At 63.4% G+C, this 24,254-nt stretch carries 23 protein-coding genes; 13 read left to right on the plus strand and 10 right to left on the minus strand.

The features are described from left to right. Positions 1-46 precede the first annotated feature (46 nt). The 6 genes from IE093_RS18625 (at position 47) to IE093_RS18650 (ending at position 9,126) form a co-directional block, all read left to right on the plus strand. Complete coding sequence (locus IE093_RS18625) at positions 47-1,999, plus strand: bifunctional 5-dehydro-2-deoxygluconokinase/5-dehydro-2-deoxyphosphogluconate aldolase (RefSeq protein WP_189471834.1); 1,953 nt, start codon at positions 47-49, stop codon at positions 1,997-1,999. Continuing rightward, entirely contained in the window at positions 1,996-3,846 is a 1,851-nt protein-coding gene (gene iolD / locus IE093_RS18630; protein ID WP_189471836.1) for a 3D-(3,5/4)-trihydroxycyclohexane-1,2-dione acylhydrolase (decyclizing), read from the plus strand. Before IE093_RS18625 ends, iolD begins: the two co-directional genes overlap by 4 nt. Before the next feature lie 49 nt (positions 3,847-3,895). After that, complete coding sequence (gene iolE, locus IE093_RS18635) at positions 3,896-4,795, plus strand: myo-inosose-2 dehydratase (RefSeq protein WP_189471837.1); 900 nt, start codon at positions 3,896-3,898, stop codon at positions 4,793-4,795. A 55-nt stretch (positions 4,796-4,850) separates the two neighbouring features. Beyond that, the gene (locus IE093_RS18640; protein ID WP_189471840.1) at positions 4,851-6,353 is read left to right on the plus strand and encodes a CoA-acylating methylmalonate-semialdehyde dehydrogenase; all 1,503 of its coding nucleotides are present in this window, start codon (positions 4,851-4,853) and stop codon (positions 6,351-6,353) included. Positions 6,354-6,425: 72 nt separating this feature from the next. After that, on the plus strand, positions 6,426-7,550 hold the full coding sequence (locus IE093_RS18645) for a Gfo/Idh/MocA family protein (RefSeq protein WP_189471841.1): 1,125 nt from the start codon (positions 6,426-6,428) through the stop codon (positions 7,548-7,550). Between the two features lie 304 nt (positions 7,551-7,854). Next, complete coding sequence (locus tag IE093_RS18650) at positions 7,855-9,126, plus strand: MFS transporter (RefSeq protein WP_229803742.1); 1,272 nt, start codon at positions 7,855-7,857, stop codon at positions 9,124-9,126. Between the two features lie 9 nt (positions 9,127-9,135). On the opposite strand, the gene IE093_RS18655 is transcribed toward IE093_RS18650, so the two are convergent. Continuing rightward, positions 9,136-10,572, minus strand: coding sequence for an aminotransferase-like domain-containing protein (locus tag IE093_RS18655; RefSeq protein ID WP_189471845.1), 1,437 nt, complete (start codon positions 10,570-10,572; stop codon positions 9,136-9,138). A 168-nt stretch (positions 10,573-10,740) separates the two neighbouring features. On the opposite strand from IE093_RS18655, the gene IE093_RS18660 reads away from it, so the two are divergent. Together IE093_RS18660 and IE093_RS18665 are read left to right on the plus strand one after the other, a co-directional pair. Then, entirely contained in the window at positions 10,741-10,905 is a 165-nt protein-coding gene (locus IE093_RS18660; protein ID WP_189471847.1) for a YjiS-like domain-containing protein, read from the plus strand. Between the two features lie 175 nt (positions 10,906-11,080). Then, positions 11,081-11,947: a PhzF family phenazine biosynthesis protein gene (locus IE093_RS18665; protein ID WP_189471849.1), complete on the plus strand. Its 867-nt coding sequence runs from the start codon at positions 11,081-11,083 to the stop codon at positions 11,945-11,947. A 3-nt stretch (positions 11,948-11,950) separates the two neighbouring features. Here IE093_RS18665 and IE093_RS18670 read toward each other — a convergent pair whose 3' ends face one another. Further along, positions 11,951-12,877, minus strand: coding sequence for a D-2-hydroxyacid dehydrogenase family protein (locus tag IE093_RS18670; protein WP_189471851.1), 927 nt, complete (start codon positions 12,875-12,877; stop codon positions 11,951-11,953). A 33-nt stretch (positions 12,878-12,910) separates the two neighbouring features. Next, positions 12,911-13,075: a hypothetical protein gene (locus IE093_RS18675; RefSeq protein ID WP_189471852.1), complete on the minus strand. Its 165-nt coding sequence runs from the start codon at positions 13,073-13,075 to the stop codon at positions 12,911-12,913. Positions 13,076-13,481: 406 nt separating this feature from the next. Between IE093_RS18675 and IE093_RS18680 the strand changes: the two genes are divergently transcribed. The 3 genes from IE093_RS18680 (at position 13,482) to IE093_RS18690 (ending at position 15,626) form a co-directional block, all read left to right on the plus strand. Next, complete coding sequence (locus IE093_RS18680) at positions 13,482-14,252, plus strand: 3-hydroxybutyrate dehydrogenase (protein ID WP_189471854.1); 771 nt, start codon at positions 13,482-13,484, stop codon at positions 14,250-14,252. A gap of 54 nt (positions 14,253-14,306) precedes the next feature. Next, positions 14,307-15,353, plus strand: coding sequence for a patatin-like phospholipase family protein (locus IE093_RS18685; RefSeq protein ID WP_189471856.1), 1,047 nt, complete (start codon positions 14,307-14,309; stop codon positions 15,351-15,353). 126 nt (positions 15,354-15,479) lie between these two features. Continuing rightward, positions 15,480-15,626 (plus strand): hypothetical protein, encoded by a 147-nt coding sequence (locus tag IE093_RS18690; protein ID WP_189471858.1) that lies wholly within the window; start codon positions 15,480-15,482, stop codon positions 15,624-15,626. Positions 15,627-15,660: 34 nt separating this feature from the next. Here the strand turns inward: IE093_RS18690 and IE093_RS18695 are convergent, their stop codons facing one another. Then, a complete protein-coding gene (locus IE093_RS18695) occupies positions 15,661-16,806 on the minus strand; it encodes an RNA-guided endonuclease InsQ/TnpB family protein (RefSeq protein ID WP_189471860.1) in 1,146 nt (381 codons plus the stop codon). Positions 16,807-16,938: 132 nt separating this feature from the next. Here IE093_RS18695 and IE093_RS18700 point away from each other — a divergent pair, with 132 nt between their 5' ends. Together IE093_RS18700 and IE093_RS18705 are read left to right on the plus strand one after the other, a co-directional pair. Further along, positions 16,939-17,649, plus strand: a complete 711-nt coding sequence (locus tag IE093_RS18700; RefSeq protein ID WP_189471862.1) for an AzlC family ABC transporter permease — start codon at positions 16,939-16,941, stop codon at positions 17,647-17,649. Further along, positions 17,646-17,963 carry an AzlD family protein gene (locus IE093_RS18705; protein ID WP_189471864.1) on the plus strand — a complete coding sequence of 106 codons (318 nt, stop codon included), beginning with the start codon at positions 17,646-17,648 and terminating at the stop codon, positions 17,961-17,963. Before IE093_RS18700 ends, IE093_RS18705 begins: the two co-directional genes overlap by 4 nt. Positions 17,964-17,977: 14 nt before the next feature. Here the strand turns inward: IE093_RS18705 and tal are convergent, their stop codons facing one another. From tal to IE093_RS18735, 6 genes are all read right to left on the minus strand, one after another. Next, positions 17,978-18,937, minus strand: coding sequence for a transaldolase (gene tal, locus IE093_RS18710; protein ID WP_189471866.1), 960 nt, complete (start codon positions 18,935-18,937; stop codon positions 17,978-17,980). 30 nt (positions 18,938-18,967) lie between these two features. After that, positions 18,968-20,455 (minus strand): xylulokinase, encoded by a 1,488-nt coding sequence (gene xylB / locus IE093_RS18715; RefSeq protein ID WP_189471868.1) that lies wholly within the window; start codon positions 20,453-20,455, stop codon positions 18,968-18,970. A 72-nt stretch (positions 20,456-20,527) separates the two neighbouring features. After that, a complete protein-coding gene (locus tag IE093_RS18720; RefSeq protein WP_189471871.1) occupies positions 20,528-22,003 on the minus strand; it encodes a mannitol dehydrogenase family protein in 1,476 nt (491 codons plus the stop codon). A 55-nt stretch (positions 22,004-22,058) separates the two neighbouring features. Beyond that, positions 22,059-22,682 carry a nucleoside triphosphate hydrolase gene (locus IE093_RS18725; RefSeq protein ID WP_189471873.1) on the minus strand — a complete coding sequence of 208 codons (624 nt, stop codon included), beginning with the start codon at positions 22,680-22,682 and terminating at the stop codon, positions 22,059-22,061. Positions 22,683-22,713: 31 nt separating this feature from the next. Continuing rightward, on the minus strand, positions 22,714-23,508 hold the full coding sequence (locus tag IE093_RS18730) for an L-iditol 2-dehydrogenase (RefSeq protein WP_189471875.1): 795 nt from the start codon (positions 23,506-23,508) through the stop codon (positions 22,714-22,716). 44 nt (positions 23,509-23,552) lie between these two features. Next, a complete protein-coding gene (locus IE093_RS18735) occupies positions 23,553-24,251 on the minus strand; it encodes an HAD family hydrolase (RefSeq protein WP_189471877.1) in 699 nt (232 codons plus the stop codon). Positions 24,252-24,254 lie beyond the last annotated feature (3 nt).

Here is a 24,254-nt window from a genome sequence, read left to right on the forward strand (position 1 = left end):
ACCCCGGCGATGGACATCGATACGACATGCGACGTGGAGAGACAATATGCATGACTCGAAAACGGATAACAGACCCCTTGATCTGATCTGCCTCGGCCGCGTCGCCGTCGACCTCTATTCCGAACAGATCGGCAGCCGCCTCGAGGACGTCTCGAGCTTTGCCAAGTATCTGGGCGGAAGTTCAGGCAACATGGCCTACGGCACCGCTCGCCTGGGGCTGAAGTCGGCCATGCTATCGCGCGTCGGCAACGAGCAGATGGGCAACTTCGTGCGCGAAGAGCTCGAGCGCGTGGGTGTCGATACCACAGCCCTGCAGACCGACCCGGAACGTCACACCGGCCTGGTGCTGCTGGCGCTCAAGGATCGCGACAGTTTCCCACTGCTGTTCTATCGCCGTGACTGTGCCGACATGGCCATCGACGCCGATGCTATCGACCCAACCTTCATCGGCCGTGCCCGGGCACTGGCCATTACCGGCACCCACCTGTCCACCGAAACCACCGGCAAAGCCTGTCGCAAGGCGCTGGACGCCGCGGCCGAGCATGGTGTCAAGCGCGTGCTGGACATCGACTACCGCCCGGTGCTGTGGGGTCTGACCACGCCAGGCGACGGTGAGACCCGCTTCATCGCCGACGACAAGGTCACCACCGACCTGCAGGCCTGGCTCCCCGACTTCGACTTGATCGTCGGCACCGAAGAAGAATTCCATATCGCCGGAGGCAGCACCGACACCCTGGAAGCCTTGCGCGAGGTGCGCAAGATCAGCGACGCCACCCTGGTCTGCAAGCTGGGGCCCCAGGGCTGCGTGGTCTTCGAGGGTGAGATTCCGGACCGCATCGAGGACGGCATCCTGGTCGAAGGCGTCAAGGTCGAAGTCCTCAATGTGCTGGGCGCCGGAGACGCCTTCATGAGCGGTCTGCTGCGTGGCTGGCTACGTGACGAGGACTGGGCCACCAGCGCCAGCTACGCCAATGCCTGTGGTGCGCTGGTGGTTTCGCGCCACGGCTGCGCCCCGGCCATGCCCACCGAGGAAGAACTGTTCGACTACCTGGGCCGTCGCGAGTCGGTGAAGCGTCCCGACAAGGATATCCGGCTCAATCACCTGCATCGGGTCACCACTCGAACTCCAGCGCAATGGCCCGAAGTCTGCGGCCTGGCCTTCGACCATCGCCGCCAGCTCACCGACATGGCCCGCGAGGTCAAGGCCGACCCCCGTCGGATCCCGACCCTCAAGCGCCTGCTGGTAGAAGCCGCCGAGGAAGGTGCGCGTCGAACCGGGCTCGAAAAACCGGCGATTCTGGTCGATGACGTCTTCGGCCAGGACGCGCTCAACGATGCCACCGGCAAGGGCTGGTGGATCGGTCGCCCGGTGGAGCTTCCCAGCTCGCGTCCGCTGCGCTTCCAGCATGGCGACGACCTGGGCAGCCGCCTGCGCCATTGGCCCAAGGAGCACATCATCAAGTGCCTGGTGTTCTACCACCCGGATGACCCGGTATCGCTGCGACTCGACCAGGAGGCCCACCTGCGCCAGCTCTACCAGGCCGCCTGTGACACCGGCCTGGAGCTACTGATCGAGGTGATTCCGCCCAATCATCAGGAAGTCGACGACCAGACCCTGGCGCGAGCCCTGCAGCGTTTCTACAACCTGGGCATTCGCCCCGACTGGTGGAAACTGCCGACCATGTCCGATGCCTCCTGGCACGAAGTCAGCCAAGTCATCGAGAGCCAGGATCCACATTGTCGTGGCGTGGTACTGCTGGGTCTGGACGCTCCCATGGATGACATGAAGAGCGGCTTCACCGCAGCCGCCCAACATGCCCAGTGTAAAGGGTTCACCGTCGGCCGCACGCTGTTCTCCACTCCCAGCCGTGCCTGGCTGGCCGGTGATATCGACGATGCCCAACTGGTCGACCAGGTCGCGAGCAACTACGCGGAACTGATCGAGGAATGGCAGCGGCTGCGCACCGCCCAGCCCCAAGCAGAGGAAGTCCTGTCATGAACACCGTTAGACTCACCATGGCCCAAGCCGTCGTGCGTTACATGATGGCCCAGAAAGTAGAAATCGACGGTGAGCTGAAACCCATGTTCGCCGGCGTTTGGGCCATCTTCGGCCACGGCAACGTGGCCGGCCTGGGCGAGGCGCTGTATCACGTCCAGGATGAACTGCCCACCTACCGGGCGCACAACGAACAGGGCATGGCGCATGCCGCCATCGCCTACGCCAAGACGCTGAACCGCCGGCAAATGATGGCCTGCACCGCCTCGGCCGGGCCCGGCTCGACCAACATGGTCACCGCCGCCGCCGTGGCCCACGTCAACCGGCTGCCGGTACTGTTCCTGCCCGGCGACACCTTCGCCACGCGCATGCCGGACCCGGTGCTGCAGCAGGTCGAGAACTTTCACGACCATACATTGACGTCGAACGACTGCTTCAAGCCGGTCAGCCGCTTCTTCGACCGCATTACCCGGCCGGAACAGCTGCTGACCTCACTTCCCCAGGCCATGCGAGTGCTGACCGACCCCGTCGAGTGCGGCCCGGTGACCCTGGCGATGCCGCAGGACGTGCAGACCATGGCCTATGACTACCCGGAGCACTTCTTCGCCGAGAAGGTGCATCGCCTGCGCCGCCAGTCGCCGGACCAGCAGGAGCTGGCCGCCGCCATCGAGCTGATCCGTCAATCCAGAAAGCCGCTGGTCGTCGCTGGAGGCGGCGTTCACTACTCGGGCGCCTTGAGCGAGCTGGACACGCTGGTCTCCACCTATCACCTACCGGTGGGCGAAACCCAAGCCGGCAAGGGTGCCCTGCCGTGGGACCATGAACAGAACATGGGCACCATCGGCGTGACCGGGGCCGCTTCCACCAATGCCCTGACGGCCGAGGCCGACCTGATCATCGCCGTCGGTACCCGCCTGGGCGACTTCGCCTCTGGCTCGCGTGCCATGATCAATCCGGACGCCCGCCTGCTGTGTCTCAACGTCGCCTCCTTCGATGCCGTCAAGCACAAGGGCCAACCGCTGGTCGGCGACGCCAGGCTAACACTGTCGCAAGTCCAATGGGCGCTGGGAGACTGGCAACCCGACGGGGCCTGGATCGAGAAAGCCGCCCAGCTGCGTGCCGAGTGGAACAAGACGGTGGACATCGCCACCACCGATCGCGGCACCAACCTACCCACCGATGCCGAGGTGGTCGGCGCCGTGAACCGCGCCGCCGGCGAGAAGGACATCGTGGTGTGTGCCGCCGGTGGCCTGCCGGGCGAGCTGCAAAAGCTGTGGCGTACCCGCTTCGATCGCGGCTACCACATGGAGTACGGCTACTCCTGCATGGGCTACGAGTTGGCCGGTGGTCTCGGCACCAAGATGGCCAAGCCCGACTCCGAAGTCTTCGTCATGGTCGGCGACGGCTCCTATCTGATGCTCAACTCCGAGATCGCCACTTCGGTGATGCTGGGTCACAAGATCATCGCCGTGGTGCTCGATAACCGGGGTTTTGGCTGTATCCATCGCCTGCAGCAATTCTGTGGCGGCCCCGGCTTCAACAACCTGCTGGACGACTGCCTGACCGTCGAGGGCGGCGCGCCCAAGACCGACTTCGCCGCGCATGCCGCCGCTCTCGGGGCTCGCGCCGAGAAGGTCAACAACATCGAGGAACTGGAGGCGGCACTGCAGCGAGCCAAAGCATCGAACGTCAGCTACGTGATCACTCTGGATACCGATCCGCTGCTCGATACCAAGGAAGGCGGCTCATGGTGGGACGTAGCGGTACCGGAGGTTTCCGAGCGCTCCGAGGTCGAGGAAGCCCGCAAGCGCTATGAGAGCTATAAGGCACGCCAGTGGCAGAACATGTAAGCCCAAACCAGATCATCGACAACAAGATTTTTCATTCTAGGAGTACGTCATGAGCGTAAGACTGGGAATCAACCCGCTGACCTGGACCAATGACGATCTGCCCAGCCTGGGCGGCGAGACACCGCTCGAAACCTGCCTGTCCGAAGGTCGCGAAGCCGGCTTCAGCGGCTTCGAGCTCGGCCACAAGTTCCCTCGCACTCCGGAGGCTCTCTCCGAGGTGCTGGGCGAGCACGACCTGTCGCTGGTCTCCGGCTGGTACTCCAGCAATCTGCTGGAACGCAGCCCCGAGGAGGAGATCGAGGCGGTCAAGGATCACCTGAACCTGCTCAAGCAGTGCGGCGCCAAGGCCATGGTGTTCTGCGAGGTCACCCACTGCGTGCACGGTAACCAGTCGCACCCGCTGTCCCAGCGTCCCCACTTGAGCGATGCCGAGTGGCAGCGTCTGACCGAAGGTCTCAACATCGTCGGCGACTACCTCAAGGAACAGGGCGTGCACATGGCCTATCACCACCACCTGGGCACCGTGGTGGAGAGCCAGGCCGACGTCGAACGGCTGATGGACAACACCCGTGATTCGGTGGGCCTGCTGCTCGACTTTGGCCATCTGGTGGGCGCCGGTGGCGATCCGCTGGCGATCGCCAAGCGCTATTCCTCACGTATCAAGCACGTACACTGCAAGGACATTCGCTTCCCGGTGCTGGATGAGCTGCGCAACCGCGACAAGAGCTTCCTCAACGGTGTGCTCGATGGGGTATTCACCGTGCCCGGCGACGGCAACATCGACTTCCTGCCCACCCTGAAACATCTGAGTGAGCAGGGCTACCAGGGCTGGCTGGTGGTGGAAGCCGAGCAGGATCCGAAAGTCGCGCATCCGCTGACCTATGCCCGCATGGGGTATCGCAACCTCAGGTCACTGGCCGAACAAGCAGGGTTCAGCGTCGACGAATGACGTGCCCTGGGAACCGAACCCCCCATTTTCAACCGGAAGCACCGAAGGTTATCTCATGAACCAGATTCATCATTACCTCAATGGCAACATCGTCGAGGGCCGTAGCGAACGCTTCGCCCCGGTCTACAATCCCGCCACCGGCGAGCAGAGCGCTCAAGTGGCCCTGGCTACCGCTGACGAGACCCGCGAAGCCGTGCGCGTCGCCGACGAGGCCTTCGCCTCGTGGTCCAAGGTCACGCCGCTCAAGCGCGCGCGTATCCTGTTCAAGTTCAAGGAACTGGTGGAGGCCAATGCCGACGAGATCGCCCGACTGATCTCCAGCGAGCATGGCAAGGTGTTCTCCGATGCCAAGGGCGAACTGACCCGTGGCCTGGAAGTCGTCGAATTCGCCTGCGGTATCCCGCACCTGCAGAAAGGTGAGCACTCGCTGAACGTGGGTACCGGCGTCGACAGTTACTTGCTGATGCAACCGCTGGGCGTGTGTGCCGGTATCTCGCCGTTCAACTTCCCGGCCATGGTCCCGATGTGGATGTTCCCCATCGCCCTCGCTTGCGGCAACACCTTCGTGATGAAGCCCTCCGAGAAGGATCCCTCCACCTCCATCCGCCTGGCCGAGCTGCTCAAGGAGGCCGGCCTGCCCGATGGCGTGTTCAATGTGGTCAACGGCGACAAGGAGGCCGTCGACGTGCTGCTCACCGACGAGCGCGTCCAGGCGGTGAGCTTCGTCGGCTCCACCCCCATCGCCGAGTACATCTACGCCACCGGCTCGGCCCATGGCAAGCGCGTCCAGGCCCTGGGCGGCGCCAAGAACCATATGGTGATCATGCCCGACGCCGACCTGGACCAGGCCGTCGGTGCGCTGATGGGGGCCGCCTACGGCTCCGCAGGCGAGCGCTGCATGGCGATCTCTGTGGCCGTACCGGTTGGCCAGGAAACCGCCGAGCGCCTGCGCGAGAAACTCGTTGCCGAACTCGCCAAGCTGCGCATCGGTCCGGGGATCGTCGATGGCCCCGACAACGACATGGGCCCGCTGGTCACCAAGGAACACCTGGAAAAGGTCAAGGGCTACATCGCCACCGGTGTAGAGGAAGGCGCGGAACTGGTGGTCGACGGTCGCGAAGCGGTGGTCGAAGGTGCCGGCAATGGCTACTTCGTTGGCGGCTCGCTGTTCGATCATGTCAAGCCGGGCATGCGCATCCACAGCGAGGAAATCTTTGGCCCAGTGCTGGCCATCGCCCGCGCCGACAGCTACGACGACGCGGTCAAGATGATCAACGACCACGAGTATGGCAACGGCACCGCCATCTTCACCCGTGACGGCGATGCCGCCCGTCAGTTCTGCGAGCAGATCCAGGTGGGCATGGTGGGGGTCAACGTGCCGATCCCGGTGCCGATGGCTTTCCATAGCTTCGGTGGCTGGAAGCGCTCGCTGTTCGGCCCGCTGCACATGCACGGCCCCGATGGCGTGCGCTTCTACACCCGCATGAAGACCATCACCCAGCGCTGGCCGAGCGGTATCCGTGCCGAGACCAACCACTTCACCATGCCGACGCACTAACCCGGCAAGGCGTGTGCACTCGCGCCGGGCCATGTGCCCGGCGCTCGTTGGTCTGGAAACAGGATCATCACGATGCAGACTCTGAAGATCGGCCTGATCGGCACCGGTTACATGGGTAAGGCTCATGCCATCGCCCTCAAGGCCGCCCCGACAGTCTTTTCCCTTTCGGCTACCCCGGTATGCGAACTGCTGGCCGAAGTCGACGACGAGCTGGCCGAGTGGAAGGCCCGGGAACTGGGTTTCGCCCGCTCCACCGGTAACTGGAAAGCGCTGGTCGCCGACCCCGACATCGATGTCGTTGACATCTGTTCGCCGAATTTCCTGCACAAGGAGATGGCGCTGGCCGCTATCGCCGCCGGTAAACACGTCTACTCCGAAAAGCCGTTGGCCCTCTCCGCCGCCGATGCCCAAAAGATGGTCGAGGCCGCCGAGCAGGCCGGGGTCAAGACTCTGGTGGGCTTCAACTACATCCGTAACTCGGCGACCCAACTGGCGCGCGAGATCGTCGAGAGTGGCGAGATCGGCGAGCTCATCCACTTCCGCGGCCGCCACAACGAGGACTACATGACCGACCCCAGGGTGTCTCACGGCTGGCGTACCCGCCGTGAGACTGCCGGCGCCGGCGCTCTGGGCGACGTGGGCTCGCACATCCTCAACATGGCGGAGTATCTTACCGGCCAGCGCATCAGCGAGGTATTCGGCCAACTCCAGACGGTGATCCCCCGGCGTCCCCTGGCCGACGGTAGCGGCGGCATGGGCGAGGTGGAGAATGACGACCAGGCCCAGGCGTTGCTGCGCTTCGACGGCGGTCTGATCGGAAACATCGAGACTTCCAGGGTCGCCACCGGCCGCAAGATGGGCCTGGCCTACACCCTCACCGGCACCAAGGGATCGATCATCTTCGACCAGGAGCGGATGAGCGAACTGCAGCTCTACAAGCACGAAGGTCCCGAGGGGCGTCGCGGCTTCAGCACCCTGCTGATCGGCCCCGAGCATCCCGACTATGCCGCCTTCAGCCCAGCGGCCGGCCATGGGCTCGGCTACAACGACCAGAAGATCATCGAGGTCCGCGACCTGGTGGAAGGTATTGTGGGTAACCGCCCCCTGTTCCCGGACTTCCGTGAGGCCTGGCGGGTCAACCGCATGATCGAGGCCATCGAGCGCTCCCACGCGGAAGGGGGCTGGGTTGTGGTTTGACCCAGATGTCTTTCTCCTGCCACCGGAAACTGACTGCAGTAGGAGACGATGCTTCGCAACCGAAGCGGTCAGCATCGTTTCCGCTAGATACGCCCTATCGCCAACACGTCATCGGGCCGGCATTATTACCGGCCCGATCAGCGCCAAGATCACGACGGACCGTAATCGTTCGCAGGTCGAAGTGGGTGATGCAGTGGCCTAGCCTGGCCAGCCGCCCAATTCGTTAGCAGAATATCGATTAGTCTGATGATAAACCCAGCGCCTGCCTTTAGAATCGAAGTTCGCTTCGCAGAACGGCATGCGCATGAGATCCGACTCCCTGGCCTACGATTCCGGTAGCACTCCCGTCCCCCTGCACCGCCAGTCGGGCTTTCTGTCCTTCCTGGTATCGCGCCTGGCGGCGGTGTTCGCCATGCAGATCCAGGCGGTGGTGGTTGCCTGGCAGGTCTATGACATCACCCGCGACCCCATGTCGCTGGCCTATGTGGGCCTGGCGCAGTTCCTGCCCATGGTGGTGTTGCTGCTGCCCGCCGGCGACTTGGTCGACCGCTTCCCGCGCAAGCGCATCCTGCAACTGAGCTGGGCGGTGCAAGGGCTATGCAGCGCCCTGCTGCTCACGCTCTCCGCCTCCGACAACGGCGACGTCAGGTTCTACTATGTCGTGCTGACACTGTTCGGCTGCGCCCGGGCCTTCACCGGGCCGACGCTACAGAGCCTGCTGCCCAATATCGTGCCGCGCCCCCAGCTCGCCCAGGCCATCGCGCTCAACAGCTCGATCATGAAGATTGCGGTGATCGGCGGCCCGCTACTGGGTGGTATTCTCTACGCGGTGGGTGGCAGTCTGGCCTATGCGGTGTGCCTGGGCTGCTTCCTCACGGCGTTGATACTGCTGGTGCCCGTACCCGTCCGCCAGGCCCAGGAGACCAAGGCACGCGAAGCCACCGCCTGGAAACGTTTCACCGCGGGTATCGGCTATATTCGTTCGCAGCCGATCATCCTCGGTGCCATCTCTCTGGACCTGTTCGCGGTGTTGCTGGGCGGGGTCGTGGCGCTGCTACCGATCTATGCCCAGGACATCCTCAAGGTCGGCCCGGAGGGTCTGGGGGCGCTGCGTAGCGCCATCGCGATCGGCGCCCTGCTGATGGGACTCTATCTCGGAATACGCGGCATCCGGCGACATGCCGGGCTGGTGATGTTCAGTGCGGTAGCCATCTTCGGAATCGCCAACCTGGTATTCGCGCTATCGACGGTTTTCTGGATCTCCTGGTTGGCCTTGTTGACCGCTGGTGCCGCCGACATGATCAGCGTCTACGTGCGCATGACACTGATCCAGTTGGCCACCCCGGACGAGATGCGTGGCCGGGTCAATGCCGTCAACATGCTTTTCATCGGCTCGAGCAACGAACTCGGCGAGTTCCGTGCCGGCAGCATGGCTGCCTGGTTGGGCGCGGTGCCGGCAGCGGTGATCGGGGGACTCGGTACGTTGGCGGTGGTCGGCGCGTGGTCGCGGCTCTTTGCCCCGTTGCGCCAGGTCGACCGTTTCGATGACGCCACGGTGGAGCACCACCAGCGGTAGAAACCGCTATCAACCAGCTAAGGCAGCCTGCTCATCGCGCATGGCCATGACCGTTTCGCCGACACGTTTCACCGCCGCTTCGATGGCAGCCGTCAACGGCGCGGCGTAGTTGAGTCTCAGGCAGTGACGGTACTTCCCCGAGGCGGAGAACAATGATCCCGGAGCGATCCACAGACGCTCGCTGGCCAGGCGCTCGTTGAGACGCACGCAGTCGATGCCACCCGGCAGCTCAAGCCACAACAGGAATCCACCTTGCGGGTAGCTGACGCCGGTATCGGCTGGAAAGTAGCGCTCGACCCAGCCGAGCAGAATGTCGCGGTGGCGCTGATACTGGCGGATCATTTCGCGCAGATGGCGCTCATAGTGGCCTTGGGCGATGAACTCGGCCACCGCCCGCTGTGGCAGCGTCGCCGAAGCGCCGGTAGAAACGTATTTCATGTGCAGTGCCTGATCGCGGTAGCGACCCGGCGCCATCCAGCCGACCCGCAGCCCAGGCACCAAGGTCTTGGAGAAGGAACTGCACAGCAGTATCCGCCCCTCGTCGTCGAAACTCTTGATGGTCCGGGGGCGCGGGGTGGTGAAAGCAAGGTCACCGTAGATATCATCCTCGATGATCGCCACATCGAAGCGCTGCGCCAGCGCCAGCAAGGCTCGCTTGCGAGCCTCGGGCATGGTGTAACCGAGCGGGTTGTTGCAGGTCGGGGTGACTTGGATGGCCTTGATCGGCCACTGCTCCAGCGCCAGTTCCAGGGCTTCCAGACTGATGCCGGTCTGCGGGTCGGTGGGAATCTCCAGCGCCTTGAGGCCTTGGGCCTTGAGAATCTGCATGGTGCCGTAGAAGCTCGGTGAATCCACCGCTACCACGTCGCCGGGCTGAGTGAGGGTACGCAGGCTGAGCGACAACGCTTCCTGGCAACCGGTGGTGACCAGAATGTCGTCCGGGTGCAACAGGCAGCCCGATGTCGTCGCCAGCCTCGCGATCTGCTGGCGCAGTTCCCGGCTGCCCGCCAGGCTGTCGTAGTTGAGTCCGCGAACGTCGACATGGCGGTGCAGGGTGGCCAGCATCCGCTGCAACGGCCGCAACGTTGCCGCGCCCAGGTCGGGGATACCGCGCCCCAGCATCAGCATTTCGTCTTCGTCCGGCGGACCCCCCACCAGTTCCAGCACCTGGTCCCACTGCGAAACGTCAAGCGGCCGCTGGGCGGGGCGCGAGACGCGGGGCAACACGCTGGGGGTTGCCCTGGGCAAAACGTAATAGCCGGAGCGTGGCCGCGCCTCGGCGAAGCCAGCTTCTTCCAGGCGGCGATAGGCCTCCTGCGCCGTGGAGACACTCACCCCCTGCTCGCGGCACAAGGTGCGAATCGACGGCAACCGATCGCCGACGCGATACAGCCCCTGCTCGATACGCTGGGCCAGCGTCTGTACCACCTGCTCATAGCGTTTCATTACAGTTATCTCGGTATATCGAAGCAACCAATACAGATGCAGTGAGAATCTGCGATACAGTTAGTTTTCCTTTCATTCTGTATCGCAGAAATACTATAAATCTGAATCTGTATCGATGCATAGACCAGTCGTAGCCTGTCATGGAGCCACTGACAGGAGACCACGACTATGCTCCTCGACCTTTTGAAACAACTACGCGCTGCTTTCTGGCGGCAATGTCAACGTCACTGCTCACGGCGCCAACTGCTACGACTGGACGATCATCTATTGGATGATATCGGCATCGAGCGCAGCGATGCTGAACGCGAAGGAAGTAAGCCTTTCTGGAAGTGACCCTCAGAGGGTGTTTACAAACTACTGCGCTCGGCCATGCTGCGTTGAAATCAGCCTCAAAATGCTCATTTACAACCTCGTAAACTCCGCTTTTTCGGCTGATTTCGCCTTGCCTGACCATCGCTCGTCACATTTGTAAACACCCTCTCAACACACATAGGAAAAAAGGAAACCTATGAAACAGGAGAGTTATCGCTACTTGCTGCTGGATGTCTTCAGCGGCCGGCCCTTTGCAGGCAACCCCTTGGCAGTCTTTCCCGAGGCGGAAGGCATGGCCGATTCCCAGATGCAGGCTATTGCCAATGAGCTTAACCTCTCGGAGACGGTGTTCGTCGGGGTGCCCACGGCAGAGAACCGCTTCCCGATCCGGATCTTCACACCTTCCACCGAACTACCTTTCGCCGGCCACCCCACGGTGGGTACCGCTCACCTGCTGGTGGCGCAAGGCATGGCCGACCGAGAACAGCCACTGATCTTGCAAGCCAAGGTCGGCGATCTGGAGGTACGCTTCGAAGACGAGCTGGCCTATTTCACCACTGCACGCCCCGTCGAGGTCGGCGCCAGTTCGATCGTTCGCTCGACGGCCGCCGACCTGCTCGGCGTGGCGACATCGCAGGTCATCGGTGAGCCGGTGGTGGCCTCTTGTGGCCTGCCTTACCATCTGATCGAGCTCGACTCCCGGGAAACGCTCGCCCAGGCACAACCCTCCCCATCGCTCTGGTTGCAACATGTCTCACCCAGCCACGTCGAGCAGATCTATCTCTATGTGAACGACGGGGAAGCCTTGAACGCTCGGATGTTTTCCACCGAGATCGGCTGCCTGCGCGAAGACCCCGCTACCGGCAGTGCCGCCTCTGCTCTAGCTGGCTTCCTGGCGACGCACAAGGAGGGACCGGGTCACTGGAAATGGCGAATCGAGCAAGGCGTCGAGATGGGGCGCGCAAGCGACATCCTGGCCGAGGTTCGGCGCGACGACGCCGGCGCCATGACGATCCGCATCGGTGGCCAAGCAGTAATCGTCGGTGAGGGACGCATGTGGTAAAGGCTATTTGCCTGCAGCAAAGGCCAGCACGTTGTCGAAGGCCTCGCCGAAATAGAGTTCGTAGTTGTCGCGCTCGACGTAGCCCAGATGCGGGGTGGCGACCAGGTTAGGCAACGACAGCATGGGATGCCGATAGAGCGGTTCTTCGTCGAACACATCGATGCCGGCACGCCCCGGGCAACCAGCACGCAAGGCGGCCTCCAATGCCCCGGGGGCGATCAGCCCGGCGCGGCTGGTGTTGATCAGCACTGCCGAGGGCTTCATGCGCGCCAGGTCATCGGGGCCGACGATGCCACGCGTACCCTCGTTCAGGCGCAGATGCAGGCTGAGCACGTCGGCACGCTCGAACAGTTCCCTCTGACTGCCAGCGACCTCGAGCCCGGCCTCACGAGCACGTTGCCGGGTGCTCTCGCGTCCCCAGACCAGTACCGACATGCCGAAGGCCTGGCCATAGCCGGCAACCAGCCGACCGATCTTTCCGTAACCGAAGATGCCCAGCGTGCGCCCATGCAGGCCGGTGCCCAAGGTGCGCTGCCAGCGCCCGGCCTTGAGATTCTCCACTTCCTGGGGAAGATGACGCATGCCCGCCAACACCAGCGCCCAAGTCAGCTCGGCCGTGGAGTGGGGTGATCCGGAGCCGGTCATCACAGTCACGCCATGACGCTCGCAGGCTTCGAGATCGATATGTGCCGTGCCAGCGCCGGTCTGGCTGATCAGCCTGAGCCGGGGCAAGCGTGCAAGCAACTCTGCGCCGACTGCGGTGCGCTCGCGAATCAGCACTAGCGCTTCGGCCTCGGAGAAGCGTTCGGCCAAGGTGTCCAGGTTGGTGACGGTATCGTTGAAGATGGTCACCTCGTGACCGGCGAGCTTGCGGAACGCGGCCAGTGTTTTGACCGCATCCTGATAATCATCGGGGATTACGATATTCATGAGGGAGAACAATCCTGGTTCTTGGGAACGGGGTCAGAAAAACGTCACCACCAGTGCCACGGAGCCCACCAGCAATGCAGTGATCACGGCGATGTCCACCAGCCGATCCAGCCAACGATCCAGCGTCACCGGCTGACGATGATTGACGACCCGACGTGAGCGGCGCGTGGCGCCGCGCAATGACTTACGGCCTGGCATGGTGACGTTCCACTGCTTCTGAAGGCGCTTTTGTTGGTTTCATCATAAGCTGAGCTGGAAAAGCATTGCCATTGCCGTTTCCGACCCCATACCGTACAACTAGCAAGCAGGCTAATTTTTCTTTTATCAGGTACCCCCTGAGCCGACGAGCTGATGCTCAACACCGATGTCTATGCTCACGAGGATCGCCTGCGCAGCTACCGGATCGTCGCCGAGGGAGGGAGGAAATGAACGCCGGCCGGAACGATCATGACGCCAAGCGTTCCAACGGGCAGCCATTCACGAGGTGCCGGAGTCCCCGCCACACCCTCGCATGATGGCGGAGGCGCATGCCTGATCCCGACAACCCACACCCCGAACGCCTCCCCCGCCTTCTACTTTCAAGTTTTCCAGAAAGGATAACCACATGACACTCAACGGGAAAATCTGCGTCGTCACCGGCGGTGCCAGCGGCATCGGTCTCGCCATCGCCAAGCACTTCGCCGGGGCCGGCGGCAAGGTAGCCCTCGCCGATATCGACATCGAAGGGGCGGAAGCGGCGGCAGACGAGCTCGGCCAGGATCATATAGCCGTCGAGATGGATGTCACCGATCCCGACGCGGTGCAGCGCGGCATCGACAAGGTGGTCGACACCTTCGGTGGCGTGGATGTCCTGGTGTCGAATGCCGGGGTACAGATGGTCAAGCGGGTGGAGGAATTCGAGTACGCCGAGTGGAACAAGATCATTGCGATCCATCTCGGCGGCGCCTTCCTGACCTCGAAGGCGGTGCTGCCCCACATGTACAGGCAGGGCAGCGGCACGATCCTGTTCATGGGCTCGGTGCATTCGCTGGAAGCCTCGGCGCTCAAGGCCCCCTATGTCGCGGCCAAGCACGGGCTGCTGGGACTTGCACGGACGATCGCCAAGGAAGGCGGGAGCAAGGGCGTGCGTACCAACGTGCTCTGCCCGGGCTTCGTCAAGACCCCGCTGGTCGAGAAGCAGATCCCCGAGCAGGCCAAGGATCTGGGCATCTCCGAGGAGGAAGTGATCAACGAGGTCATGCTGGGCGAGACCGTCGACAAGGAGTTCACCACCGTCGAGGACGTGGCACAGACCGCGCTGTTTCTTGCCAGCTTCCCCACCAACGCACTGACCGGGCAGAGCATCGTGGTCAGCCATGGCTGGCGGATGGACTGAGCCATGCACGGCACCGATACCCCCGCAGAACCCGAATCGAAAAGGATCAGACACATGGCGCGGAAACCGAAGGCCGTGAATCTTGCCCTGCAGGGCGGGGGCGCGCATGGCGCCTTCACATGGGGGGTCCTGGATCACATCCTCGAAGATGGCCGACTGCAAATCGCCGGGGTATCGGGTACCTCGGCGGGGGCGATGAACGCGGTGGCCCTCGCCGACGGCTTCACCCGCAACGGCCCCGAAGGCGGGCGCGCGGCGCTCGATCATTTCTGGCGAAGCATGAGCGAGGCCGCGCGATCCAGCCCACTGCGGCGCATGCCCATCGATGTGTTGATGGGCAACTGGGGCTTCGAAAACAACCCCGTCTATCATGCCTTGGGTGCGCTGTCGCGCATGTCATCGCCCTATCAGCTCAACCCCATGAACATCAACCCGCTGCGCGACTTGGTGGAAAGGAGCATCGATTTCGGCATGGTGCGCGCCTGCAGCGCCTTCAAGCTGTTCATCTCCGCCACCAATGTCGAGACCGGCAAGGTCAAGGTCTTCCCCCGCGAGGCGCTGACGGCGGACATGGTGATGGCCTCGGCTTGCATGCCTCATCTCTACCAGGCGGTAGAGATCGACGGCGTGCCCTACTGGGATGGCGGCTACATGGGCAATCCGTCGCTGTTTCCGTTTCATGGCAAGACGGGCACCGATGATGTCGTGGTCATCCAGATCAACCCGATCGAACGCAAGGGCGCACCGCGCACGCCAATGGAGATCCAGGACCGGATAAACGAGATCAGCTTCAATGGCAGCCTGCTGAAGGAACTGCGCGCGATCGACTTCGTCGACCGGCTGATCCGCCAGGGCAAGCTATCGCCCGACGACTACCGCCAGGTGCGGGTGCATATCATCGAGAACCAGGCGGAACTGAAACCGCTGGGTGCCTCGTCGAAGATGAACGTCGAATGGGAATTTCTCACCAAGCTGCGCGATCTCGGCCGTGCCACCGCCACGCGCTGGCTCGACGAGAATTTCGAGTCCATCGGCCATCGCGGCACCGTCGATCTGCGCGAGATGTTCCAGGACATGGGGGCGAAACATCAAGGAGGATAGGCGCCAGGCGTCCCGGCCACTCCGCGGCGAAGATATATCAGGAAAGGAGGTGCTTCGACGTCGGATGTGGAATTTGTCCCCTGATCTGAGCCAGGATATGGTCTCCACACTGACAGGAAACCCGCCATGGACGGTAACCGGATCTTGACCCCAAGCATTGCCCCGGACTCCGACGGCACCAGCCTGGCCGCTCTGCGCTGGAATCGCCTTGTCGGCGGCGACAACGTCACCATGCGCAGCTACCGGATCGTTGCGGAGGTATGGAAAGGTTGACTGCTCCCCTTCCTGAAGGAAGGGGATTCCCAATTCACCGAGAACCGGACATGGAGACTTGCCCCATGCCGCTTACATTCTCTCCAAGGGCTAACACCGCCAGCCCGGCGGCTCTGATGTTGACCGCCGCATTGATGTCGCGGTCGTGCTCGGCGGCGCATTCGGGACACGCCCAATCCCGCACGTGTAGCGGCATGTCGTCCACTACATGCCCGCACTCCGAGCAGCGTTTAGACGACGGGTACCACTGGTCGATGGCGACTACCTGGCGCCCTGCCCACTCAGCCTTGTACTCAAGCTGTCGCACGAACTCGCCCCAGCCCGCGTCGCTGATCGACTTGGCCAGAGTTGGGTTGCGCAGCATGTTCTTGACCTTGAGGGATTCGACGCAGACCACTTGGTTCTCGTTGATCAGTCTGCGGGACAGCTTGTGCAAGTTGTCCATCCGGCAATCGGAGATCTTGGCGTGAAGGCGGGCCACTTTCTGCCGGGCCTTGGCACGGTTGCTGGAGCCGAGCTTCTTTCGGCTCAGGCAGCGTTGCGCTCTGGCCAGTCTGGCAGCGTGCTGGGCCGTATGGCGGGGATTGCCGGTTCGATACCCGTCGCTGGTAACGAACAGGTCTTTCAGGCCGAGGTCGATGCCCACCATTTCCGGCGTGACGGGCAAGGCCTCGGCGTCGAACTCGCACAAGCAACTGACGAAGTAGCGGCCGGCGGAGTCCTTGGAAACGGTAACGGTGCTGGGTTCGCTGGGCAGCGGTCGGCTCCAGCGAATGGCCAAAGGTTGGGCACACTTGGCCAGGAACAACTGACCATCGCAGTACCTGAAGGCCGAGCGGGTGAACTCCGCCGACTGGCGATGGCGCTTGCTCTTGAACCGCGGGTACCTGGCGCGCCCCTCAAAGAAGTGCTTGAATGCCGCTTGCTGGTGACGCAGGCACTGTTGGAGCGGTACCGAGCTGACCTCGTTGAGAAAGGCGGTTTCTTCGGCTTTCTTCAACCGGGACAGGTAAGCGTTCGCGGCCGTGTAGCCGATCTTCTCGCGCCGCTCTTGGAACGCATCCGTGCGGTGTCTCAGCACCGCGTTATAGACGAAGCGCACACAGCCGAACGTACGGGCAAGCAGTTGTTCCTGCTCCGGCGTCGGATAGAAGCGGTATTTGTAGGCGCATTTCGTCATACGAACCAAGATACAACAATCACTGTATAGATAGCCAGCAATCAAAAGGAGGCAGCGAGATTAAGGGGTGCCTGCCGGCACCGCGCTATCCCTCCCCGCACGCAAAGTACGGGGTATCTCGCGCATAAACTGATGAGCGCCCGACTCGATTTGCCCGGGACCCTGTCCGGCATCAAGCGCATGGCACCACTGTCGCTTTTCGTGATCGTGTTCGGCCTGGCGTTCGGCGTGGCCGCATTGCAGCGGGGGCTGTCGGGGCTGGAGACGTTGCTGATGAGCGCTCTGGTGTTCGCTGGTGCGTCGCAGTTCGCGGCCTTGGAGTTGTGGGGGCCGCAGATTCCGCTGATCGCGCTGATCGCCACCACTTTCGCCATCAACGCCCGCCACCTGCTGATGGGTGCCGCGCTTTATCCCTGGCTGCGCCACCTACCCACGCGCCAGCGCTATGCCAGCCTGACGGTGCTCAGCGATGCCAACTGGGCGATGGCGGCGGCGGACCATCAACGTGGCGAGACCAATGTCGGCATGCTGGTCGGCGGCGGCCTCGCGATATGGCTGGCATGGATGATCGGCACGCTGATGGGGGTGGTGTTCGGCAGCGGCATCACCGACCCCGAGCGCTATGGGCTCGACGTGATCATGGGCTGTTTCCTGCTGGCCATGCTGGTCGGCGGCAAGCGCGACCTGTCGATGCTGCTGCCGTGGAGCGTGGCCGCACTCAGTGCACTGGCAGCGATGGCCTGGCTGCCGGAAAACTCGCATGTCATCGTCGGCGCCCTGGCCGGTGGTGTGGCCGGACTATTGGTGCCCGGCAAGCCACAAAAACGGGAGGCCTCGGCATGAACCTGCCCATGACACTCATCGGGGCGCTCACCGCCATCGTCGTCATGGCGCTGGTCACCTACCTGACGCGCGCCGGCGGGGTGCTGGTGATGTCGCGTGTCCCCATTGGCCCCAAGGTCGAACGCTTCATCAACGCCATGGCCGGCTCGGTGCTGGTGGCAGTGATCACGCCCATGGCCGTCCACGGCGACGGCGCGGCGCGCCTGGCGCTGCTGGCCACCTTGGGCGTGATGCTCATCCTCCGCAAACCCTTGCCGGCGATTGCCGCCGGCATCGTCAGCGCCGCATTATGGAGATTCTGGGTAAGTCTGTGACAGCCAGGCTTTCCTCAAAGGGAATCCAAGCGCTCGGCTATTCGGCTCTCAAGCTGCGCCTGATCGTCGGCGAAGCGGCGAATGCCCTCGGCCAGCTTGTCGTTGGCCATGGCATCCTGGTTATGTCCCCACCGGAAGGCGGGCTCGGTCAGCGGTGCCGGACGCTCGCCACTGGCGGCCGGAAATACCACCTGGGGCTCCACGTTGCCCTCGGCCCCGGCCAATTCCTCTAGCAGCGCCGGGGAGATGGTCAGCCGGTGGCAGCCCGCCAGTGCCAGGACCTGGCCGACGCTGCGGAAGCTCGCCCCCATCACCACCGTGTCGTAACCGCCCCGACCGGCATGTCGACAGACGCTACGCACGAACAATACGCCGGGATCCTCCTCCGGGGCATAGTCGCGTCCGGTTTCCTTCTTGTACCAGTCGGTAACTCGGCCGACGAACGGCGAAACCAGGAACACCCCGACGTCGAAGCAGGCCTGCGCCTGGGCCAGGCTGAACAGCAGCGTCAGGTTGCAGTTGATGCCGTCTTTCTCCAGTTGTTCGGCGGCACGGATGCCCTCCCAAGTGGACGCCAGTTTGATCAGCACCCTGTCGCGGCCCACGCCTCGCCGCTCGTAAAGCTCGATCAACTCGTGGGCCTTGCGGATGCTGGCCTGGGTATCGAAGGAAAGCTTGGCGGCCACCTCGGTGGATACCCGCCCCGGTATCAGCTTGGCGATCTCGCTGCCCTTGACCACGGCGAGCCGGTCCACGCAGTGCTCAACCTGGCTCTGGCGATCGCCGCCCTCGGCCTTGACCGCGGCGAGCTCTTCATCGATCAGCGCCTGGTAACCGGGCAGATCGAAGGCCTTGAGCAGCAACGAGGGATTGGTGGTGGCGTCATGCGGCTGGTAACGCCGAATGGCCTCGAGATCGCCGGTATCAGCGACCACCAGCGAATGACGTTTCAGGGCATCGAGACGAGTCGTCATGGCTTACCTCCCAAGTAAAGTGGATTCGATTCACGCCGGAATGGCATAGCCATCAGCCAGTGCCTGGCGATAGCGGGCATAGACATCGTGATAGGCCTCGACACGTGTGGGCTCGGGTTCAGCCAAGGAGCGCTCGTCGAGATGCACCAAGCGTGCGCAGACCGCCTCCAACGAGGTCGTCGCCTGACAATGGCACCAGGCTGCTTGCAGCGCCGCACCCAGTGCCGCGGCGTCGGTGATTTCGGGGCAGATGACTTGGGTGCCGGTGATATCGGCGACCATCTGGCGCCAGATCGGGCTCTTGGCGCCGCCACCGATCAAGCGAATCTGACTGGCGTCCTTGGCCAGGCCACCGAGCAGCTCGAGGCCATAGCGCATGCCGAAGGTGGCGCTCTCGACTACCGCCCGACACAGATTGGCCTGGGTCGTGTTGACGCTGGTCAGTCCCAGGAAGCTGGCCGAGGCATGCGGCAAGGTAGGCACCCGCTCGCCATTGAAGAACGGCAGGATAGTGATGCCGTCGGCACCGATCGGGGCGCTGGCGATCCGCTCGCCGAAGGCCGCCAGATCGAGGCCGAACAGTTCGCGCACCCGAGTGGTGGCCGAAGTCACGTTCATGGTACAGATCAACGGCAACCAGCCGCCGTGGCTGGCGCAGAAGTTAGCGACCATTGCGCTCTCGGCACGCACCGGTTCGTTCGAGTAGGCGCATACCGTGCCCGAGGTGCCCAGGCTCAGGGTCACCAACCCCGGTGCGATGTTGCCAGTACCAATGGCGCCCAGCATATTGTCGCCACCGCCACTGGACACCAGTACGTCGTCGGCAAGTCCCAGCTCCCTGGCCAGCGCTGGACGCACCACCCCGGCCGGCTCATGCGATTCGATCAACCGCGGCAACACACGGTCAGCGTCCAGCTCCGGGGCGATCTCGGCGAACACATCATCGCGCCAGTGCCGTGTCAGCGTATCGAAATAGCCGGTCCCCGAAGCGTCGCCAGCTTCGGCGACACGCTCACCGGTCAGCCAGAAATTCAGATAGTCGTGGGGGAGCAGGATGCTGTCGATGCTCCGGTAGGCGCCAGGATGGGTATCGCGCAGCCAGGCCACTTTGGAGGCGGTATAGCCGGTCTGCAGTACCAGACCCAGCTTGTCGAGACAGCCGGCTTCGCCACCGAGTCGCTCGACCAGAGCGGCGTTGTGGTCCGCCGTTTCGGTGTCGCACCACAGCTTGGCCGGATAGACCGGTTCACCACTTGCGTCCAACGCCACCAGGCCATGCTGCTGGCCGGAAACGCCGATGGCGCGGATCGCCCGGGTGTCGATGCCGGCACGCGCTACGGCATCGGAGAAGGCGCCGCGGAAGGCCTCCAGCCACTCGCTGGGGTGCTGCTCGCGACGACCGTTGTCGCCCTCGATCAGTTGGTGGGGGCGGCTCGCCTCGCCCAGGATGGCGGCGTCTTCCGTATCGACCACCACCACCTTGGTGCTCTGGGTGCCGCAATCAACCCCGATATACATTTCGCTTTCCTCTTCCCGGCCATGATTCATCATGCTCGCGGTCACGACGATGGTGTAACAAGCCTAGCACTCCTAGCACTTGACCAAGGCCTCCACGGTGGCACGGGCACCCTTGTGATGAAGGCTGTCTAGTGCGTCGAGGTAAGCGCGACGAAAGCGTTCCTCTGCGTTCAGGTCGCCGAATAACTCGCGATTGTCGATGAAGGCAGTCGGTTGACGCCGGTTGTTGGCGGCAATGGCCATCAGTTCTTCCTTCAAGCGATCGACCACCGCGATCGGCTCGCCCTGTTCGTCGACGCCCTCGACGTAGCGCGCCCAACTCGCCACTACCGCGGCGGCACGGTGCATCTCGCCGCCTCGGACGATCTGCTCGCGGATCACCGGCAACAGCCACTTGGGGATACGATCCGAGCTCTCGGCGCACAGCCGCGCCAGGGTGTCCTTGATTTCGGGATTGGCGAAACGCTGGATCAGCGTGCGTCGGTATTCCTCGAGATCCACCCCGGGTACCGGTGCCAGTGTGGGGGTGCCTTCCCGGGTCATGTAGTCGAGCAGGAAGTCGACGAACAATGGGTCCTGGCAGACCTCGTGGGCATAGCGGAAGCCTGCCAGATAGCCGAAATAGCACAGCGCCTGGTGACTGGCGTTGAGCAGCCGCAACTTCATCAGTTCATAGGGCTCGACATCGTCGACCACTTGCACGCCGACCTCCTCGAAGGCTGGGCGCCCGTTGGCGAAGCGGTCCTCCAACACCCATTGGGTGAAGGGTTCGCAGACCACCGGCCAGGCATCGTCGACGCCGAAGCGGCTGGCCAGTTCCTCGATATCGGAGGGAGCGGTCACGGGGGTGATGCGATCGACCATCGAGTTGGGAAACGGCACCTCGGCTTCCATCCAAGTGCCCAGATCGGCGTCGCGACGGCGGGCATAGGCGGTGAACATGTAGTGGGCGACCTCGCCATTGCCCTGGATGTTGTCGCAGGACATCACCGTGAACGGTGCCACTCCCCGCTCGCGACGCAACCTGAGTGCCTCGACGATCAGACCGAAAGTGGTTCGGGGCGAGTCGGGATTGTCCAGGTCATGACATACATCGGGATTATCGAAGTCGAACTCGCCACTGACCGGATGAAAGTTGTAGCCACCCTCGGTGACGGTCAGCGAGACGATACGAATGGCCGGGTCGGCCATCGTCTCGATCACCGCCCCAGGGTCGTCCGGCGCGTACCGATAGTCGACGATCGAGCCGATCACCCTCGGCTCGTAATGGCCATCGGGGTGCTTGACCACTAGGGTGTAAAGATGGTCCTGGGCGGCCAGTATTTCCTGCATGCGACGGTCGCCGGGCATCACGCCGACCCCGATGATGCCCCAGTCCAGTGCCTGGCCGCGATTCATCAGGTCGTCCAGATACATGGCCTGGTGGGCGCGATGGAAGCCGCCGACACCGAAGTGGACGATCCCTGGTGTGACGTCGCGGCGATCATAGCGGGGACTGACGACCTGGGGGTCCAGCCTGTTCAGGTTGTCGTTGTTGAGAGCGGTCATGAGGGCACTCCTTGCCGCAAGCGGCAATAAAGAAAGTGACAGAAAAAACGGGACACTAGCGCCAGATCACGTCGGGCTCGATCGACTCGGCCTTGATCAACCGCGCATTGAGCATGTCCTTGTGGCGGGCACGCTCCAGCGCCCCCTGCTGGTCCTGGCCCATCCCCAGCCAGCGCTGGATCAGGCGGGCCTCGAGGACCTCATCGGGCACCTCGAGAAACAGCGTCAGGTCGAACAGGGACCGCAGGCTGTCCCAAGGCACCCGGTCGAGCAGCAGGTAGTTGCCCTCGACGATGACGATGCGATGCGCCAGGGTGATCAGCCGGCCGCCGGCCCGGGCCAGGTCGAGCGGACGATCGAACACCGGTACCGCGACCGTCTTGTCGGCACATCGGATGCGCTCGAGGTCGTGCTTGAGGCCGTCGGGGTCGAAGGTCTCGGGAGCGCCCTTGATCGGCAGCAGCCCCTGGGGCTCGAGAATGGCGTTGTCCAGGTGATAGCCGTCCATCGGCACCACCGCGGCGACGCCGGGCTGGCGTTCGTTGAGCTCCCGGCACAGCCATTCCGAGAGGAACGACTTGCCGGCACCGGGCGGCCCCGCCAGGGCCACCACGAAGCGACGACGATTGCCCGCCGCCTCCAGGATCCGCACGGCCATGTCATGGATATCGGGATTCATTTTTGTCTTCTCCCGCGCAAGCATTTATCGGTCAGCTCATCCAGTTGCCGCCATCCACGTTCAGCGTCTGGGCCACCACGTAATCGCTGTCGTCGCTGGCTAGGAACACCGCGGCCCCGGCATGGTCCTCGGGGCGGCCCATGCGTCCGTAGGGCACCGCCTCTCCCACCAGACGCTTCTTCTCGCCGAGCGGCCGGTTCTCGTAACGGGCGAACAGCGCATCGACCTCTTCCCACATGGGGGTATCGACCACGCCCGGCGCGATACCGTTGACGTTGATGCCATGCTTGATCAGCCCCAGCCCGCACGACTGGGTCAGGCTGATCACCGCCGCCTTGGACGCGCAGTACATGCTGACCAATGCTTCGCCGCGCCGGCCCGCCTGCGACGACATGTTGATGATCTTGCCGCTCTGGCCACGATCGACCATGGACTTCGCCACCGCCTGCAGGGTGAAGAACAAGCCCTTGACGTTGACGTTGAACTGCTTGTCGTAGCTCGCCTCGGTAACTTCTAATACCGGCGCCATATCGAATACCGCGGCGTTGTTGACCAGGATATCGATGCCGCCGAAGCGCCCTGTCACGGCTTCCACCATCTCCGCGATCGACGCCCGGTCGCAGACATCGAGGCGTACGCCCATCAGCCGCGACCGGACTTCCTCGCCTAGCTCCGCTTCCAACGATGCCAGGGCCTCGTCGATGGCGACCTCGTCGATGTCGGCGACCGCCACCCCCGCTCCTTCGGCCAGATAGCGTTGCACGATGGCCAGACCGATGCCGCGCGCGCCGCCGGTCACTACGGCGACCTTGTCCTTGAGTTTCATACGCTCAATACCTCCTCGAAGATGTTGTGGATCACACGGATCGGTCACTGCCGGATGGAAGGCTGAGTGGAGTCAAGGCGTTGTTGCCGCCACTCTTCGGTCAGCGCTTCCAATCCACGCATGTGCGGCAGGATCCGCCAGGCACCAGCCTCGATTAGCCGATGGTCGTGGCCAGCCTGGATATGGCTGGCTCCGGTGAAGCCGATCACCGTCATGCCCGCGGCGCGGGCCGCCGTAACTCCCGAAACGCTATCCTCCACCACCAGGCAATCCCCTGGCTGGCACCCCAGGGTCTCGGCGGCCAGCCGATAGACCGCCGGGTCGGGCTTGGGCCGCTCTACCTGCTCGGCGGTGAACAGCGGCGCGCCGTTCAACAGCGCATCCAGCCCAGTGGTAGCCAGCGAGCCAAGGACGCGCCGGCGGCGGCTGTTGGAAACGATCGCCAATGGCATGTCGAGCCTGGCGACGGCCTCCGCCACCCCCTCGATGGCACGCAGCTCGCGGGCGAGACGCGCCTCGATGGCAGTGTCGATGCGCTCCAGGGCATCATCGGGCAGCGCGTGGATGCTGCGCTGCTCGATATGGGCGAGGATATTGGCGGTGGTCATGCCCAGGGCCTGCCCCAACGCCTCCTCGGGGTGGAGGTCCGGCAACCATTCGCCAAGGATTCGCACCAGGGTGTCCTCAGCGATGGCCTCGCTATCCACCAGCACGCCATCGCAGTCGAAGATCAGGGTTTCCATGGG

The sequence above is a fragment of the Litchfieldella qijiaojingensis genome, from assembly GCF_014651875.1.
In the GTDB taxonomy this organism is placed as follows: domain Bacteria; phylum Pseudomonadota; class Gammaproteobacteria; order Pseudomonadales; family Halomonadaceae; genus Litchfieldella; species Litchfieldella qijiaojingensis.